The organism is Paenibacillus koleovorans NBRC 103111 (assembly GCF_004000845.1).
GTDB classification, from domain to species: domain Bacteria; phylum Bacillota; class Bacilli; order Paenibacillales; family NBRC-103111; genus Paenibacillus_AA; species Paenibacillus_AA koleovorans.
Genome location: NZ_BIMA01000033.1, coordinates 19,502 through 36,280, shown reverse-complemented (window position 1 = coordinate 36,280; position 16,779 = coordinate 19,502). Strand labels below are relative to the sequence as shown.

Annotated in this window: 16 protein-coding genes and 1 pseudogene; 6 read left to right on the top strand and 11 right to left on the bottom strand. The window is 52.8% G+C overall.

Translation table 11 applies throughout. The features are described 5' to 3' along the window. Window positions 1-259: 259 nt before the first annotated feature. Complete coding sequence (locus PKO02S_RS13180; RefSeq protein WP_164821434.1) at window positions 260-1,390, top strand: ROK family transcriptional regulator; 1,131 nt, start codon at window positions 260-262, stop codon at window positions 1,388-1,390. A 274-nt stretch (window positions 1,391-1,664) separates the two neighbouring features. Beyond that, window positions 1,665-2,039, top strand: a pseudogene (locus PKO02S_RS13175) (transposase). A 210-nt stretch (window positions 2,040-2,249) separates the two neighbouring features. Here PKO02S_RS13175 and PKO02S_RS13170 read toward each other — a convergent pair. Further along, window positions 2,250-3,518: a hypothetical protein gene (locus PKO02S_RS13170; protein ID WP_127583467.1), complete on the bottom strand. Its 1,269-nt coding sequence runs from the start codon at window positions 3,516-3,518 to the stop codon at window positions 2,250-2,252. A gap of 371 nt (window positions 3,519-3,889) precedes the next feature. Between PKO02S_RS13170 and PKO02S_RS13165 the strand changes: the two genes are divergently transcribed. Continuing rightward, window positions 3,890-5,266: a hypothetical protein gene (locus PKO02S_RS13165; RefSeq protein ID WP_127583465.1), complete on the top strand. Its 1,377-nt coding sequence runs from the start codon at window positions 3,890-3,892 to the stop codon at window positions 5,264-5,266. Window positions 5,267-5,427: 161 nt separating this feature from the next. On the opposite strand, the gene PKO02S_RS13160 is transcribed toward PKO02S_RS13165, so the two are convergent. From PKO02S_RS13160 to PKO02S_RS33880, 3 genes are all read right to left on the bottom strand, one after another. After that, a complete protein-coding gene (locus tag PKO02S_RS13160) occupies window positions 5,428-7,521 on the bottom strand; it encodes a thioredoxin domain-containing protein (RefSeq protein ID WP_127583463.1) in 2,094 nt (697 codons plus the stop codon). 41 nt (window positions 7,522-7,562) lie between these two features. After that, complete coding sequence (locus PKO02S_RS13155) at window positions 7,563-8,747, bottom strand: hypothetical protein (RefSeq protein ID WP_127583461.1); 1,185 nt, start codon at window positions 8,745-8,747, stop codon at window positions 7,563-7,565. A 132-nt stretch (window positions 8,748-8,879) separates the two neighbouring features. Then, window positions 8,880-8,987: a VOC family protein gene (locus PKO02S_RS33880; RefSeq protein WP_127583459.1), complete on the bottom strand. Its 108-nt coding sequence runs from the start codon at window positions 8,985-8,987 to the stop codon at window positions 8,880-8,882. Window positions 8,988-9,205: 218 nt separating this feature from the next. Here PKO02S_RS33880 and PKO02S_RS13145 point away from each other — a divergent pair, with 218 nt between their 5' ends. Together PKO02S_RS13145 and PKO02S_RS13140 are read left to right on the top strand one after the other, a co-directional pair. Further along, window positions 9,206-10,024: a DUF2935 domain-containing protein gene (locus PKO02S_RS13145; RefSeq protein WP_127583519.1), complete on the top strand. Its 819-nt coding sequence runs from the start codon at window positions 9,206-9,208 to the stop codon at window positions 10,022-10,024. Between the two features lie 145 nt (window positions 10,025-10,169). After that, window positions 10,170-10,589, top strand: coding sequence for a DUF1801 domain-containing protein (locus PKO02S_RS13140; RefSeq protein WP_127583457.1), 420 nt, complete (start codon window positions 10,170-10,172; stop codon window positions 10,587-10,589). Between the two features lie 2 nt (window positions 10,590-10,591). Here PKO02S_RS13140 and PKO02S_RS13135 read toward each other — a convergent pair whose 3' ends face one another. The 5 genes from PKO02S_RS13135 to modA form a co-directional block, all read right to left on the bottom strand. After that, window positions 10,592-11,146, bottom strand: coding sequence for a DUF1697 domain-containing protein (locus PKO02S_RS13135; protein WP_127583455.1), 555 nt, complete (start codon window positions 11,144-11,146; stop codon window positions 10,592-10,594). Beyond that, entirely contained in the window at window positions 11,143-11,535 is a 393-nt protein-coding gene (locus PKO02S_RS13130) for a GIY-YIG nuclease family protein (RefSeq protein WP_127583453.1), read from the bottom strand. The genes PKO02S_RS13135 and PKO02S_RS13130 overlap by 4 nt, the downstream gene beginning before the upstream one ends. A 3-nt stretch (window positions 11,536-11,538) precedes the next feature. After that, window positions 11,539-12,018: a DUF6530 family protein gene (locus PKO02S_RS13125; protein ID WP_127583451.1), complete on the bottom strand. Its 480-nt coding sequence runs from the start codon at window positions 12,016-12,018 to the stop codon at window positions 11,539-11,541. A gap of 156 nt (window positions 12,019-12,174) precedes the next feature. Continuing rightward, entirely contained in the window at window positions 12,175-12,834 is a 660-nt protein-coding gene (gene modB / locus PKO02S_RS13120; RefSeq protein WP_127583449.1) for a molybdate ABC transporter permease subunit, read from the bottom strand. 9 nt (window positions 12,835-12,843) lie between these two features. Further along, on the bottom strand, window positions 12,844-13,638 hold the full coding sequence (gene modA, locus PKO02S_RS13115) for a molybdate ABC transporter substrate-binding protein (RefSeq protein WP_127583447.1): 795 nt from the start codon (window positions 13,636-13,638) through the stop codon (window positions 12,844-12,846). A gap of 167 nt (window positions 13,639-13,805) precedes the next feature. On the opposite strand from modA, the gene PKO02S_RS13110 reads away from it, so the two are divergent. Beyond that, a complete protein-coding gene (locus PKO02S_RS13110) occupies window positions 13,806-14,765 on the top strand; it encodes a substrate-binding domain-containing protein (protein ID WP_127583445.1) in 960 nt (319 codons plus the stop codon). Here PKO02S_RS13110 and PKO02S_RS13105 read toward each other — a convergent pair. Next, window positions 14,751-15,812 carry an acyltransferase family protein gene (locus PKO02S_RS13105; protein ID WP_127583443.1) on the bottom strand — a complete coding sequence of 354 codons (1,062 nt, stop codon included), beginning with the start codon at window positions 15,810-15,812 and terminating at the stop codon, window positions 14,751-14,753. The two genes, PKO02S_RS13110 and PKO02S_RS13105, sit on opposite strands and share 15 nt — an antisense overlap. 1 nt (window position 15,813) lies before the next feature. Further along, window positions 15,814-16,746 (bottom strand): NAD-dependent epimerase/dehydratase family protein, encoded by a 933-nt coding sequence (locus PKO02S_RS13100; protein WP_127583441.1) that lies wholly within the window; start codon window positions 16,744-16,746, stop codon window positions 15,814-15,816. Window positions 16,747-16,779 lie beyond the last annotated feature (33 nt).

Below are 16,779 nucleotides of genomic sequence, written 5' to 3'. Positions count from 1 at the left end.
CCACGAAAGTTTAGTTTATACAATTTAATTCAATAATTAAATTTAATTAAAACACTTTATTCACGCCCTTCTGTTTTATTTTTCTTGAGTATAAAGAAAAAATATAGCCATTTTCAACTGATTTAATTTACTAACAATATTATTATAGGATGGCACTAATATCTTGTAAAGTTTTTTCTGTTTTTTGTTTGAACGTTGCATATGTCATAATTATTGACTACAATATTAACAATGACATTATCCGCTGGAGTGATTGTGGTTGAAATTAAATTTATCAGAAAAAATAATTCTCGATATCATCAGCTTCAATAGCCATATTTCTCGTAAACAGTTGGCCGAACGGTCCGATTTGTCACAGGGAAGCCTCACAAATATTACCAAGCATCTGATTGATGAAGGCTTTATTCAGGAAGGAGATCGGATCGGTCAAGGCATGGGGCGCAAGGAAGTTCTCCTTTATTCCAATCCGAAAAAATTTCATTTTTTAGGTGTGGACATGGGCGGACACAAGGCACGCTTCGCGATTGCTAATAACAATTTGGAAATTATAGCCAGTTCACAAATCCATATGAAGGATCTGGACACAGTCGAACAAAAACCTGAGTTCTTGATTAATGAAATCCGACTGCTTCTTGAGAATTCCAGAATCCCTCAGCAGTCCATTGCCGCGATTGGCTTCGGGATCACGGGAATTGTGGATGTGGGCTCGAAATCCGTATTGAATATCCCGAATCGAAAAAACTGGGATAATGTCAATTTGATCGATCCGATAGGCGCGGCATTCGGTTGCCCCGTTTTTCTCGAGGAAAGCGGACGGACCATGGCATTGGGCGAAAGGAAACTCGGCAAGGCCAAACATTTCAACGATTTTATCGTCGTTCATGTCGGACACGGCGTCGCTGCCGGCATTTTCATCAACGGACAGATGATGCGAGGTGTCAACAATACGGCTGGACTTCTTGGCCATATTACAGCAGATCCTACCGGCAACAAATGCCTTTGCGGCAATTACGGCTGTTTGGAAAATATCATCACCTTCCCCATGCTGGATCGCGAATATATTCAACAGAACGGTGAATACGATAATATCGTCAACGGGTATAACTATCGTGATAAAGTCGCAATAGGTACCTGCATTAAAGCAGGCACAGCCTTCGGCATAGCATTGAGCAATGTAGTCAATTTGTTTAATCCCCAAGCTTTATTTATCGGCGGACCCATGTTTGATCTCATGCCGCTGTTGTTGGAAGAGACGAAACGTACAATCATCTTGAGAGGCAACCGTTTCTCAACGCTGAACTTGGACATCGAGAAAACTTCATACGGAGAAAATGAAGGAATCATAGGCGCGCTTGTTTTAGCCAAGACTAAACTAATTGAATTAATATAAATAATTTTGATGCGTCAGTACTGCCGAGATAGCGGGAATTATAGCCGTTAGCCGCGCCTTAAGCTCAATGTTTCGCCTTTCAGCATTCTCATTCACCGATGTCAACTTTACAGAAACGCGTCGGAGTCGGCATTAACTCAAATATTAAGCCCCAGACTACGCCTGGGAGAACTGAACAGGAAGTGCCTTGAGGCATGATAGAAAAAAGTCCTCCTTTGCTATACTGGAAATTGGTTTCGCCAGCCAAATTTCCGAGCAAAGGAGGACGGTACCCATGGGTGGTAACAGCCAAGCCCACACCCGCTGGGATTGTAGTTATCCTATCATATTCATCCCGAAATTTCGCCGAAAGGTCTTCTTCAAGGAGATCAGGAAGGAAGTAGGGGAGATTCTTCGGACGTTATACGAGTATCGCAATGTGGAGTTGGTCAAAGGAAGTATAGTGCGGACCACGTACATATGTACGTGAAAATACCGCCGAAACTTCATAGTGTTTGATCGATTTCCGCAAATGAAACAAGGGAGTGGCAGACATCTATGGGCACGAGGATACTATGTCAGTACCGTCGGAATTAATAAAGATGTGATTCGGGAGTACATCCAGAAGCAAGAAAATGCGGATATCATCGAAGACAAGGCAACAAAATAAACCCCTTTAGGGGTAGCCGGTGAAATTGGCTGGCGAAACTGCGCCTTTAGGCGCTGCCAGTACCCGGCCCCTTATAGGGGCGCTATCAAGCCACCCGTTGAACGGGTGGTACTGTGACAGCCATATTCCTGAATGTTAAGCGACCGCGCTGGTATTCGTTACTGAAAGAACCTGTCGATCCGGATCCGGATTGACAGGTTCTTATTAGGATCAGGTATGCAGACGTTTAAGCAACTCCAGACTTTCTTTTTGGAATGTTTCTGGAACACTATCGGAATAAGGAGACGTTTTCATTTCATAACCGCCGAGGCCATCCCGATACGCCCTCGGAGTAGGCAAGTAGGAAGAATAATGATTGCACAGGCTTGTGCAAACCGTATGTTTAAATGGAGATCCCTCCAAAAAAACCTTCCGGTATTCATTGAATACCTCCAGTGAAGTGGAGTAAATCGCCAGCTCCCCCATTCGTATACCAACCAGCATAATTATATTTTGAGCGCCACCCGCTACAGGAACATACAGACTCTTATTCTCAATACTCAACGGCACCGTATTGACGGGAACCGTCTTGGTGATGCTCTCCATGATGTCGTAGTACAGTTTACGGCCAAAGGTTTTAACCAGATGATATGTGTCGCCTGTTTCGCCGCCTTCAGGTCCGCCACCGAGCGGGCCGATATCGCCGGAAAATCCCTGCAGGAACAATGCTGCGAAGTTTTCCCGCTCCTGGGCCTCCCACCGCTGCATGGCGAGTCCCATCACTTCCGAACTTACCCGATCCACCGTATTCCACAACACCGTTCCATGAACTGCCGCCTGCACGATGCTGCCGAGCAATTTACCCTTGCGATCCTCAAACAACAGCACGTCCATTCCTCGATCTGCAGGCAATTTGAAATTCGGCTTCAACCACGGTCTGCGATTGACGGCAATCGAGCATTCTCCCTTGGCCAAGCGAAGGTGAACGGGCTCCAAACGCCCAACCACCCTCTTGATCTCTTCCGTTACCCGATCCGCATACTTTCCGAACAGGAAAATGGGTGCACTATGGGTATGCGTCGAAAAAATGACAGTCGATATGGTGGTCGTTCCCGCCGCCCTTGCCCATTGTGATTTGGCATTTTCAGGAAGTGAACGTTGATTCGTCAAACACATATCCAAGTTCACAAAAAGCAAAGTCGTATTGTCGAGCTGAAACACAGCAACCCGCGCATACAGATCATCCAGTATCCCCTCCTTCGGATCGACGATATTCGTATTGCTGTAAGGCGCCAGCACCATCTCTTCCTCTGGCGTAATCTTTACTTTCCCGAAGGCCGCGCGAAGATCGTATGTTTTCATCTGCTGTCCGCTGTTCGCATCCGCCGCTTGCGAGACGGACGCCAGACCGCCAAGGGTCGCACTGTTAATCAGCCCCGCGGCCGCCAACATCTTCCCACTTTTCCCAAGAAATTCACGGCGACTGTATTTTTTCTCCAACAAACTACCTCCTCACCGCATCTGATTACTTCACCGGATCTTCGAACGAATCCAGCGATTCTTACTGCTCGGGGTCCGCCTCCGGTTTCTTGTAGCTAATGACATCCTGCAACGCAATATCCCGTGCATACACGGCGATATCATCCGGAACCATATTCGCACGATTTCCAAACGAATCGTCCCTATTATATTTTACCCAATAAACTATATTCTAACAATCTTGATTTAGCAATTATATTCCGCTGAAAATAAGAGCTTTTTCAGATGAAACAATCGTTTATCTTGTTTTTTCATTTATAATAATAGCGTTTACATGTATAATATTTTCAAATATAATTTATCACACGAAATATAATGGAGGGGTTTTTGTTATGAACGAAGAAGAAAAGCAGCAGCATTCCGATCCGGTACTTAACCGCAGAGGCTTTCTGATCCAAGGCGGCGCCTTATTGGCCACACTCGGACTGGGCGGAGCCGTTGCCTATAAACTGTTGAACGTGGATCAATTACTGGACAATGCCAATTTCACTGGGCCTGTCATCCATGCGGCCTTCGGTAAAACGAAGATTACGCCTGAGGAATCTGTTCCTCTTGCGGGATATTCTACAACTGATTACATTTTCGATCCCCCAAAAAAAGGGAGTGTGCTGGACGACATCTATGCGCGAATTATGGTTCTGAGGAGCAACGCGGATACGATCGTGGTCGTCAATATGGATTGTTGCTTGACCATGGAGGATTCCAAACCGTCGAGCAGCGGCAAACCTGCGGGCACTTTGCCGTTCGGCACAACGGACGCATGGGCTAAGGCCGGCGGTACAACCGCCGATCACACCCATATTTTCTCAACCCATACTCATACGGCGCCTTTGCATTTCGGTGAGAAATATATTATCCGTATTGCCGATGAAATCCGTCGCGTCGCCACTCGATTAACCCCTGTCCAGGTAAAACTGACAAAAGGGGAATGTTCTGTCTCCGTCAATAGACGACCGAAACTGTCTCCCAATTTCAAATTACCGGTAGACCGCCGATTCGATGTCATTTCTTTCGAAAAAGCCGATGGCCGGTTGCTGGGGACCATCGTAAACGCCGCTGTGCATCCGACCGTAGTATGGAATACGCCCGATCGAGTCAGTTCGGATATCGTCGGTCTGGCATCGCAACGCTTGGAGCGGCATTTCGGCGACGGTTTTGTCTCTCTGTTCACACAGGGCTACTCGGGCGATATCGGGCCGCTTGGCGGCGGATTAATCGGCCAGCTGCAAGGGGATAGCTATCCGATGTGTCAAACGTTGGGTGATATTTTCTTCTATAACATTATAGAGGCACTGGAAAAAACAGATGCCCAAATCGTAAACCCTCTACCGCTAGCTACCAGAAAAGAAACGATCGAGTTCCCAACCAAGCCGAGAAGCGACTCAAACGCGCGGAACGTCACTCTGTCCGGCATCCGGCTGGGTGAGTTGGCACTGTTCGCCACGTCTCTAGAAGTATTTAATGGCTATGTTGCTGAAATCAACCAACTGTCTCCCTTTAAGCACACAATCATGTCCGGTCTGACCAATGGTTACTCCGGCTACTTGCCGACCAAAGAAGCGTTCCATGACCAACTTGGAGGGTACGAAATGCAAACCACACCGTATGACGACCGTTCTGTAGCTTTATTCAAACAATTTTCCCGCGAGTTTCTCACGCAACTTTATCAACAAGACGACAATAAGCCGGGTAATCCCCCACAGGCTTGAGGCTTTGCGGCCATGCAAGCGTCGATGGTGAACATACAGCAAACCCCCATTCGTCGACGACTGAACACCGCTTTTCACTTCTGACACAATGATATGAAGCCTGCTAAGTTCAATCCGGACTTCCCAATCTGCCTATTTGACTATTTGGGTTCTGCTGCTAGCTAGTAGGCCAGATCCAGCTGCTCCTCGAGCTCCTCCAGATCGGTTGTCGGCGCCTGGCAGGCGAAGTTCTCGCAGACGTAGGCGGTGGTTCGGCCGCCGAGCGGTTGTTTGTCCTGTACGAGCGGGATGAGCCGCTTCGTTTCTTCTCCTGCCGCGCCCGGCGGCACGACGATCGTGACCGCGTTCGGCCGGTAGCGGCGGCGGATTGCGGCGAGCATCGCCTGCGTGTCGGGCGACGCCGGGTCCCCGGCGAGCACGATCTCCGCAGGCGCGCTCGCCGCGAAGTCGACGGCCGCGAGATACATCGCGTGGCCGCTCGGGTACAACGCGACCTGGCCGGCGAACGCGGCCAGCAGCTCCTCCGCCCGCTGCGCCAAGCGGGCGTCGAAGGTGTACCGCGCGAGCCGCTGCATGTTGAGCGCGGCCACCGCATTGCCCGACGGCATCGCGCCGTCGTAGATCTCTTTCAGGCGGACGAGCAGAGGCTCGCCGTCCGCGCCATAGAAGTACAAGCCGCCACTATCGGCGTCCCAGAACAACTCGAGCATCTGCGCGTTCAGCTCGACCGCCGTCTGCAGCGCCTTCAGCTCGAATGTAGCTTCGTATAGCTCGATCAACCCCCAGACGAGGAACGCATAATCGTCGACATACCCGAGATAAGCCGCCTCCCCGTCGCGGTAGCGGGCCAGCAACCGACCGTCTCCTGAACGTCGCAGCTTGCCAAGCACGAATTCGGCAGCCTTACTCGCTGCAGCCGTATACCGGGACACATCGCCGCCCAAAGACTTGCCGGCAATCGAGAGCGCCGCGATCATCAACCCGTTCCAGGACGTCAACACTTTGTCGTCCTTGTACGGATGCAGCCGTTTCTTGCGATGATCGAACAGCGCCTGCCGGCAACGCTCCAGCCTCTCGCGCATCGCTTCTTCCGTCATCCCCTTCAACCGGGCATACCGTTCCGGCGTCATCTCGATCAAGTTCGGGATGCTCCGCCCTTCGAAGTTCCCCTCCCGCGTGATGTCGAACAAATCGCAGAACCATTCTCCGTCCTCTTCGTTCAACACTTGCAGCACTTCGGCCGGCTCCCAGACGTAGAACTTCCCTTCCTGCCCCTCCGAGTCCGCATCCTCCGCTGAATAGAAGCCGCCCTCCGGATCAGTCATATCCCGCAGCACATAAGTGGCGATTTGCTCAGCCGTCTCTCGATACTGCCGCTTACCCGTCGCCTGATACGCTTCACTATACGCAATCAGCAGCAGCGCATTATCGTACAGCATCTTCTCGAAATGCGGCACGAGCCACCGTTCGTCCGTCGAGTAACGGGCAAAGCCGAACCCGAAATGGTCGAACATCCCGCCGCGATACATCGCGTCTAGCGTCGTCTCGACCATAGCAAGCGCGCGCTCGCTGCCCGTCCGCTTGTAATAGCGGAGCAGCAGCGACAGATTGTGAGCGCTCGGGAACTTCGGCGCCTTCCCGAAGCCGCCGAACGACTCGTCGAAGCGTTCGTCGTACGCCTCGAACGCTTGCTCCAGCAGCGCCGCCGTCGGCTCCACCGCAGCTCGGCCCGCCGAAGCTCGCGTACGCAGCTCCTCAGCCATCTCCTCACCAATCCGCTCCACCCGCTCCCGGTCCTCCGCCCACTTGGCCGCAATCTGCGGCAAAATGTCCGTCATCCCGTAACGGCCGTGTTTGCGTTGCTTGGGAAAATATGTACCGGCGAAAAACGGCTTCTTATCCGGCGTCATGATGATCGTGAGCGGCCACCCGCCTTGCCCAGTCATCGCCTGGCATACTTGCATATACAAATGGTCGACGTCCGGCCGCTCTTCACGATCCACCTTGATCGAGATATAGTCGCGGTTCAGCAGCTCAGCCACTTCCACATCCTCGAACGATTCTCGTTCCATTACATGGCACCAATGACAGGACGAATACCCAATCGACAGAAACACGGGCTTGTCCTCCGCTTTCGCCCGGTCGAATGCTTCCTCCGACCAAGGATACCAGTCCACCGGGTTATAGGCATGCTGGAGCAGATAAGGCGATTTTTCTTGAGCCAATCTATTGGCTTTGTCGTTGTTCATGGTCATGCCGCATCCCCTCCTGCTTCTATATTAACCATCCCCGCCCTCTATTGGAATTGGTAACTCCCCGGCACTTCCTCTTCGATCTTGATCTTCTCGTCCTTCTCTCCCGCTTGAGGCTCCCCCTCCTCCGGCAAAGGCAAGTAGCGGCTCAGGATGTAGTCGCCGGTTTTCTCGCTCGCATACGTTCCGGTAAAGTACCCGTACTTTTTTACACCGATGCCCATAGCGGTCAGCAAACTCGGCATTTTGCTGAGCAGGCTGTCGATGTTAATGTCCGGATTGCCCAGAAAATCATTGACTTCATACGCCGCTGCCAGATGAAACTTATCAAACTCCAGCCCAAGCTTAACCAGATGATATTTGTCTCGCAGCGCCATCAATCTCTTATCCAACTCCTCGCCCTTCAGCTCCCAGTACTTCTTCTGAGCGGAATACTTTTTTCGCGCCGCTTCTTTGCGCGCCACCAGATCGTCGAGATCGAAATTGGCCACTTGATTGGCCCGGTTGTCGCGCATCATGAGCAAGGTGCTGTCGTCCAGAGAAGGGTAGACGACTTCCGCAAAATTGTCGATTTTTTTCTCCCAGCCGTCTTTCTTGAAAATATGACCTTGGCTGTCTTCCGCGGTAATATCCAGCCAAGCCAGATCCATCATCCCATCGAATAAAACGACATCCGGTCGCGTTCCGTCTCGTGGCTGTTGGTAGGCTACATCATCCGGTTTAGTGAAAAAATACTCGGTGGCCAACGTTTCGATTGCATACCCGAAGCTCGAGGCCAGCATTTGAGCATCAGCGGTTTGCACATAGGCGTTCCATCGTTTGATCCATTCCTGCAAATACCCGCTTTTCTGGTTAGCAAATCCGGCCAAGCTCGGTACGCTGACTACGTAAGAATACGCTTGCATGACGGCCGTATTCAGGTCGGTAAGCACCTGCTGAATTCTAGCCTTATGATCGCCGTCCTGTAACCGATGCTCAACCGTCTTACGCTGCATGACCGGCTCGCCGTTCTGGCGCTCGGCCGTTGATCCGTCAGCTTCGCTTCGCCGGCCTTCAGCCCGTTGTCCGGCTCCGTCTCGAGCGGCCAACAGCTGCATCGTCGCTTGATTGCCGACCATACGCTGGAGCATTTGCAACCGCGGCATCGGCCCCGATCCTTGCTTGTGCTTCGGCTCTTTTCCTTTACCGGAGGCGGAATGAGCTTTGCGGGCCGTTTTCTGTTCGTACACCAAGGCTGCTTCCTCTTTTCGGGAATAATATCCTACTTCCAGATTATCCCTCTAAGACGTCCAAGCGTCAACCTTCATAAGCTTTTTTCAGCTCTGCAATATCCATTTTTTTCATCCCCAGCATCGCTCGGGTCACACGTCCCGCCTTCTTTGAAAAATCGACACGTAGTAGCGAGCTGCTTCCTCCACCTGCGATTCGAACCATAAACAAGGACTAACTCTTACCAGAGGGGTTGACATAAGCTCTACCTCCAATTTCACTTTTATGATAAAAGTAATTGAACCATACCATATATCAGACTTCTATTTCAATGATATGACAAAGTGACCCTCTATTGCATGGACACGATCTTGAAGCGCATCGGCTTTGCTAACCTCACATAATTTTGGAAGAAGCGGAATACGATTTATTGATTTCCGCTTGATCCATCATAGGAGGTGACAAGGCGTTGTCGACGATGTTCGTTGCCCGGTCCTTGGATGAGGTTCGGTTCTGGTCGCGGATCATGAAGGAGCATTCTTTGTTTCTGAAGCTGGGCTTTCGCTGTGAAGACACCCAATTGATTCAAGAGGCGAATCAATTCTACTCCCTGTTCGAGGACATTGAGAGGAAGGCCCACACGTTCGACGTTGGAGCGGATCCCGAGCAAATTCGCCGCTTCAATGCAGAGGTTCACACAGCGGTTTCGCATATTTGGGTATTCAAACGGAAAGTGCTGGGGCTCGTCATTACTTGCCAAATGCCCGGTGCCAACAACTTCCCGCTGCTGATCGACCATACGAGCCGGGAAGCCTACTATTTCCGGAATCGGCTGGAGGAGCTGAACGCCGGCAAATTGGAACCGCTGCCGGACGCTATTATCAGCGAGAATGTATTCTTCCTGCGAATCATGGCGGACCACGCCAAATTCATCGGGCATCTGCTCGACCCCTCCGAGCGGAAGCTCGAGGAGCAGGCGCGCAGCTTCAGCAACGACTTCGACACGCTGCTGTTCCAGGCGAGAGATCTGGAGTCCATGAAGCCGCAGTCCCAGACCGTGCCGCTGCTCGACCAGTTCCTCGATGTGAACCGGATCTCCGTGAAGGCGCTCCGGGATTTCAAGAAAACGGCCAAGGAGCTGATAGACGCCTGCCGGATCAAGAGCATCATCCATCCGCTGCTGGCCGATCATGTGTACCGCGAGGCCGAGCGGTTCCTGGCTATCATCGATATGCTGGATGCGAGCCTTCCCGGCGCCAAGCAGCAGTCCGGTCACGCAGCCGGTGATCCCCCATAAAATCCGGCCTGCAGCTGTGTAATCGTATAGAAGGAGATATGCGATCTGGGGCGTCTGGTAGTACGGTAAAAAATAGCTTGGAGTGTTGGAGGGGGAAGAATGGTACAATAGAGGCATCATTGGAGATGAAGGGGCGATCTAAATCGTGTACGAGCAAAAGACAAAACAAACGGACAGCAGCGTGCTGGAATTTATCGAAGGCGTCGACCATCCTAAGAGACGCGAAGACGCCTACAAGCTGCTGGATCTTTTCGAGGAGATGTCCGGGTATGAGGCGAAAATGTGGGGTCCGAGCATTATAGGGTACGGCTCCTATCATTATAAGTACGCGTCCGGTCACGAAGGGGATGCCCCGCTGGCCGCATTCTCCCCTCGCAAAGATAAGATCACCCTGTACTTGGCCCCTGGCAACGAAGCGCGGGAGAAGCTGCTGCAATCGTTCGGGAAACATACAAGCAGCAAGGGATGCATCTATATCAAGAAAATCGACGATATCGATGTGGATGTGCTGAAAGCATTGATCCGACAATCGATTGAGTACGTACGCGACACGTATCCGGAGTAAAGTTAGCGCATCGCGCGCGCCATCTCAAGCAGCTTCTGCATCGTGTTCCAGTTGCGGGCGGAGGATGGCGTTTTGAATTTCTGCAGGACTACGGACAGCTTGGAATCCAGCACGCTTTTCCCATACAGCACGTACAGCTCTAGACCGATCAGCCGGTAGTCGTCTCCCAGCCCTTCCACACTTCTCAGGAGCTCCAGCTCCCGCTCGGTCGGCGAGCCCCCCAGAAGCGTGACATGCAGGCTATGGGCAGCGGCGATTGCCTCTTCGTCGAACGGACAAGCCGTCACGATGCGCTCCCACTCGTCCGCCGAGCGGAGGATGACTCTGGTCGTGATACCGTATTCGGTGCGGATATGCTCTTCCATTCGCGCTTCGAGCGAGCGGGCGTCCTCCTTGGGCAAATGGGACTCATCGGACTCGAACAGCACATTGCCGCTTTGGATATATGTCTGTACCCGCTTGAAGCCGATGCTCTCGAGCGAACGTTTCAGATCAGCCATCTTGAGCTTGTTGTTGCCTCCGACATTGACGCCTCGCAACAGGGCGATATAGATCATGAGCGGGACGCTCCTCTCGGCTTGTTGTAGCCCTGCTCGCCATACGGCTGCAGCTTCTCCAGCCACAGCTCCAGCAGCGCTTCCACTTCCTCCTTGTACTTCTTCTGCTCGTCCGAACCTCCCGCAGTCTCTTCTCTCGGCTCGATACGATCCAGTTCCTCAAAGACGAAGCTGGCCGGGCCGTGTGCCGTCCAATCGTGACGCAGCTCGGTAAATGTGTTCGTGTTCATTTGTTTACAGAAGTCGAAGCGATTCCGCATGCCGTTCAAGTCCATCGTGCACTCGAGCAGCCGTTTCCCGTTCACAAGGTTGCGGATTTGGTAGACGCCCATTGTCCGGAACGACTGGGTGTATTGGTCGGCCAGCGCTTTTTTTCGTTGTTTATCCATCGTTTAATAACCCATTTCTTGTAAAATTCGCGACAACGTTCGGAGCCGTTCTCCGATCAGCTCGCTGTCGTCGCTTAACGCTTGGTTGAACAGCTTGATGTCTTCCTTGATTTTCTCGTTGTCGGTGCACACCGCCACAGTCATCGCATCGCCTTGCAGGCCGACTCGATCGATAACCGGCTGCTCCGGATCGTACAGGTTCTCGTGCCGGTACGCCTCCCGGAAATGAGCCAAGCTGCTGCATACCAGAATGGAGAGGTCGAGCACGCGATGGAGCGGCAGCTCCTCTGACTGACGGGACCATTTCTCCCCGGTATAACGCCATACTTTGGCCGAGATGTCGACTTTGCCGCGGTCGTTCCATTGGGCGAGGCCCAGCGACAGCCCCTTCGCATCGGACTGGCCGACATAACGACCGTCGACTTGCTCGTAATTTTCGGACACGATGACCGGTTTATGTTTTAATGTTGTTGGGATTTTCATGGGGATGGCCTCCTTGTGCGACGTTGATGTCGGGATTTAGTCATTTACTAAATTACTAAATATATATCCCTCATCATAGTCCACTCTCAGATGGAAGTCAAGCTGCTTGGCATGCACGAAAAACCGCCCGGAACGGTAACCGTTCCAGGCGGTTTTTTATTCCGATCGCGAGCGGGTCAGCAGCAGCAACAAGAAGGAGATCACGATGATCGATACGGTCCACGCCCATGCCATCGTCTGTTTGCCCGAGTCCACAGCCACATAGATCGCAGTCGGAATCGTCTGCGTGCGACCGGGAATATTGCCGGCAATCATCAGCGTCGCGCCGAACTCGCCCAGCCCTCTGGCGAACCCGAGGATAAACGCCGTAAGGCAAGACCGATACGCCGAGGGGAGCGTAATGTAGCGGAAAACTTGCCACTCCGAAGCTCCGCTGGAGCGGGCGGCGTCCTCCAAATCGCGTTCCACGGAGGCAAACCCAACCTTCATCGTCTGGTAGACAAGCGGAAACGCCACAATGACGGAAGCGATGACCGCCGCCCACCAAGTGAAAACGATTGGCGCTCCGGACAGCCATTCGATAAACTTCCCGATCCAGCTTCTCCTGCCAAGCATGACCAGCAACAGAAAGCCGACCACCGTAGGCGGCAGCACCAGCGGCAGCATAAACACCGTCTCCAGCAAGGTTTTGCCTGCAAACGACCGCCTGGTCATGCTCCACGCGACGCAGACCCCAATTACGAATACGAAGATGCTGGATAGTACCGCCACTTGCAGCGATAGCTGGATCGGGGACCAGAAGGCCGTCCAGTTCATAGCTTCCCCCTATTTGGCAGGCAACGAAAACCCGTGCTTCACGAATACATCCAGCGCTGCTTTCGATTGCAGATAGCTGTACAACGTTTCCGCTTCCTTGTTATGTTTGGTAGCTTTTACGATGCCGACCGGATACTCGATGAGCGGGTATGTGGCCGGGTCGACCGTCATGGCGACTTTCACATCCTTAGACGTGAGCGCATCCGTCTTGTAGACGAAGCCGGCATCGACATTGCCCGTCTCGACGTACTGCAGCACCTGGCGCACATCTTTGCCTTGGACGATCTTCGGCTGCAGGGAATCCCAGAGCTTGGCGCTCGTCAAAGCCTGTTTGGCGTAATCGCCGGCCGGCACGCTCTCCGGTATGCCGATTGCTAGACTTTTCGCCCCGCTCAAATCCGTCAATTTAGTGTAGCTTGTTTTGGCATCCTTCGGCAAGACGACGACCAATTCATTGCGCAGCAGGCTCACCTGCTTGGCGGAATCGATCAGTTGCTTGTCGACCAGCGCCTTCATGTTCTTAGCGGCGGCCGACAGGAACAGATCGGCGGGAGCCCCTTGCTCGATCTGCTGCTGCAACGTGCCGGAGGCGCCGTAGTTGAAGGTCAGCTTGATCGATTTGTTTTTCTCTTCGAATACGGGTTTGATCTCATTCAATGCATCGGTCAGACTAGCCGCCGCCGAGATAGTCAGCTCCACTGTAGCGGCTGCCGGCTTTTCCTTTTCTGCGCAGCCGTTTAGTACAACCGTTAATCCTATCGCGGCTGCTACGGACAACAGCCCTATTTTATTGCGAATGCTCATGGCTTCTCGACTCCATATTGTATGGTTTAGATATAATCAATTATGTTTAGTATAAAACAATATGGATTTTTTGCCTATCCTCTCTTTCAAAAAACGCGCCTCATCTCCCTATGCTACAATAGAAGAATCAGTTCACGCCTAGGGCTCAACAAGGAGGTACCGGCTTAATGTCGAGCGAGATTTCATATACAACCGAGGAAATCGCCAAACTGCTGAAAATATCGAAGCTCACCGTCTATGATTTGATCAAAAAAGGCGAGCTGCCCGCGTATCGGGTCGGCAAACAAATGCGTGTCGACGCAACCGATCTGGACGCCTACAAACGTCGGGCAAAAGGACTGCGGTCGGTCGCCAGCGTGGAAAACCAGGCAAGGATCGACGTCCCGCCTCGGATCGAAGCTGTCCCCGCTTCCGGAAGCAACCGGCCTCTCGTCATTACCGGTCAGGACATCAGCCTCGATATTTTGGCGCGGCATCTGGAACGCTCGGGCTGCGGCGTTCGTCCGCTCCGCACCCATGCAGGCAGCCTCGAAAGCCTAGTAGCGATGTTTCGAGGGGAATCCGATATCGTGAGCACGCATCTGCTGGACGGGGACACCGGGGAATACAACATCCCGTACATCCGCAAGCTGCTGATCGGCTCCTCCTATCTTGTCGTCCATTTGCTGACTCGGAGCGCAGGCCTTTATGTCCGAAAAGGCAACCCGCTCCAGTTGAGAGACTGGAGCGATCTGAGCAAGCCCGGACTTCGACTCGCCAATCGAGAACGCGGCTCCGGAGCTCGCGTGCTGCTGGACGAGGAGTTGAGGCTGCATGCGATCAAGCCGGAATCGCTGGTGGGGTACGAAGAGGAGCAAAGCAACCACATCGGGGTCGCTTCACAGGTCGCGGCAGGAGCGGCGGATATTGGGATAGGCATTGAAAAGGCGGCAGCTCTCGTCGGAGGCATCGATTTTATCCCGTTGATCCGGGAGCGGTATGACTTGGTCGTGCTGAAGAAACCCGAAAATCGCGTTTGGATTCAGTCTCTGCTGACCATCCTGCGATCGGATTCCTTCTTGCAGGAGCTGCAGGCGATTTCCGGATATGACTTGTCGCGCGCCGGCGACATTTTATTTGAGACGTAGCCCGATCCCGATGCGCCCGACCACATACATGCCTCCGGGGATTCGGTTGGCTATCTGCATGAATATGGCTGAACCGACCACACATCCGGCAAATTGCAACCCGACACTCAACCATCCATGATCTTGCAGCGCGAATGCAGGCGGGAATTTGACGAACACGGCAAGCAGCAACGGATGAAGCAAGTATATACCGAACGAATAACGGCTGGTCCATTCCAGTATCCAAGGTACTTTGCGAAGAGTGGAAGCGACGGCGAATAGCCAAACGATCATGCTGGAAGCAAACAGCACCATATCGACCCGTTTGGACGAATGGACAGTCAACCACCCTTGCTCATTCACGAGCAGCACGAGCGTACCCGTCGCAATCGGCAGCAGCCACACCGCCGTCCGATAACGTCGGAGCAGCGAGCGGAATCGATCGACACGCCGGGCCAAGTAATAAGCCGATGTGAAGTAGACGAGCCAGCCGGGGAAAAACAACCAGTACATTTTGTCCCATACATATTGCAAGGCTGCGCTGCTGCCGGGATCCGTAAAGTTGAAAAAGGCCAAATAAACGAAATTGATTACACAAGCTCCAATAAACACGCTAATTGGCGGGAAGCGGCCGGCATACTTTTGAAACACGAGATGCAAGACGTAAAATTGGAAAATCACGAGGATAAAATAGCCATGGAAATCGCCAAGTAGAATATGCCGCCATAAGTAGTACCAGAACGCCTCCACGAAGGTTATGCCTTCTCTGGCCGCCAAATCGAGCCCTTTCAGCCCCGCATATAACGTACCGAAAATGAAATAAGGCAGTAGCACGTACTTGACCCGTTTCGACCAAAAGCCATTCGATCGACCGTCCGGGTAGGCGTATGAAAGCACGAATTGCGAGACGAAGACGAAAACCGGCGTTCCGAACGTCAGCAGCAGCCCGACCGACTTCACCCAGCCTGTCTCCCCGTCATAAACCCGGTACAAGGCATGCAGCAAAGCGATGCTAAGGCAGGCTACACTGCGCAGCACGAACATTTCCGCATTGATTTTACGCTCCATTCTACCGCCCCTCTCGGCTCCGGAACTCGATCGTTTTGGCCAACCCGCGTCGAAGATCGTGAGTCGGCATCCACTGCAAATAATCCCGCGCTTTTCCGTTGTTCAAATAGCTGTGCCGAATATCACCCGGTCGACCCGGGCCAAAAAGAGGCGGAGCCGAGCTGCCAGTTAGCTCTCCAATCAGCTGAACGAGCTCAAGGACCGCTGTAGGTACTCCGCACCCTATGTTGAACGTCTCCCTCTCCTCCTTGCGGTCCCTCAGCACGGCGGCGGCAACGGCATCCGCGACATCCCCGACATATACGAAGTCCCGCGTCTGAAGCCCATCTCCATTGATTAGGGGACTTTCGCCCTGCAGCATCCGATCGAGAAAAATCGAGACCACACCGGCCTCCCCATGGGAGCATTGCCTAGGGCCATACACGTTCGCGAAGCGGAAAATCGTATAGGCAAACCCATGCCGCTCCGCAAACAACCGGATGTACATCTCGGGAACGCCCTTGGATACGCCATAGCAGGACTGCGGCTCGAGCGGATGCTGCTCGTCGATGCTCAAATATTGCGGAGCGCCGTAGACGGCGGCGGAGGAAGCATAAACGAAACGCCTCACGCCAAACGAAGCGCAGAGCCTCAGCACGTTCAGCGTACCCATGATGTTCACGTCTGCGTCGAACAACGGATCGCGTTGCGAGGCGCTCACGTCGATCTGGGCGGCCAGATGGACGACGGCGTCCGGCCGTTCGCGGGCGAATACCCCATCCATCACCTCGTCCCGCACATCGGCAGCATATAGGACTGCAGACGGATGAGCGTATCGATCGCCGGCCGCTCCCGATAAATTGTCAACCAGGACCGTCTCGATGCGCTGGGCCATTAGCCGATCCGCCAAATGGGACCCAATGAACCCCGCGCCTCCCGTTACTAGTACTTTCATATCAAAATCTCCCTCAAACTCGTTTTTGGTGAC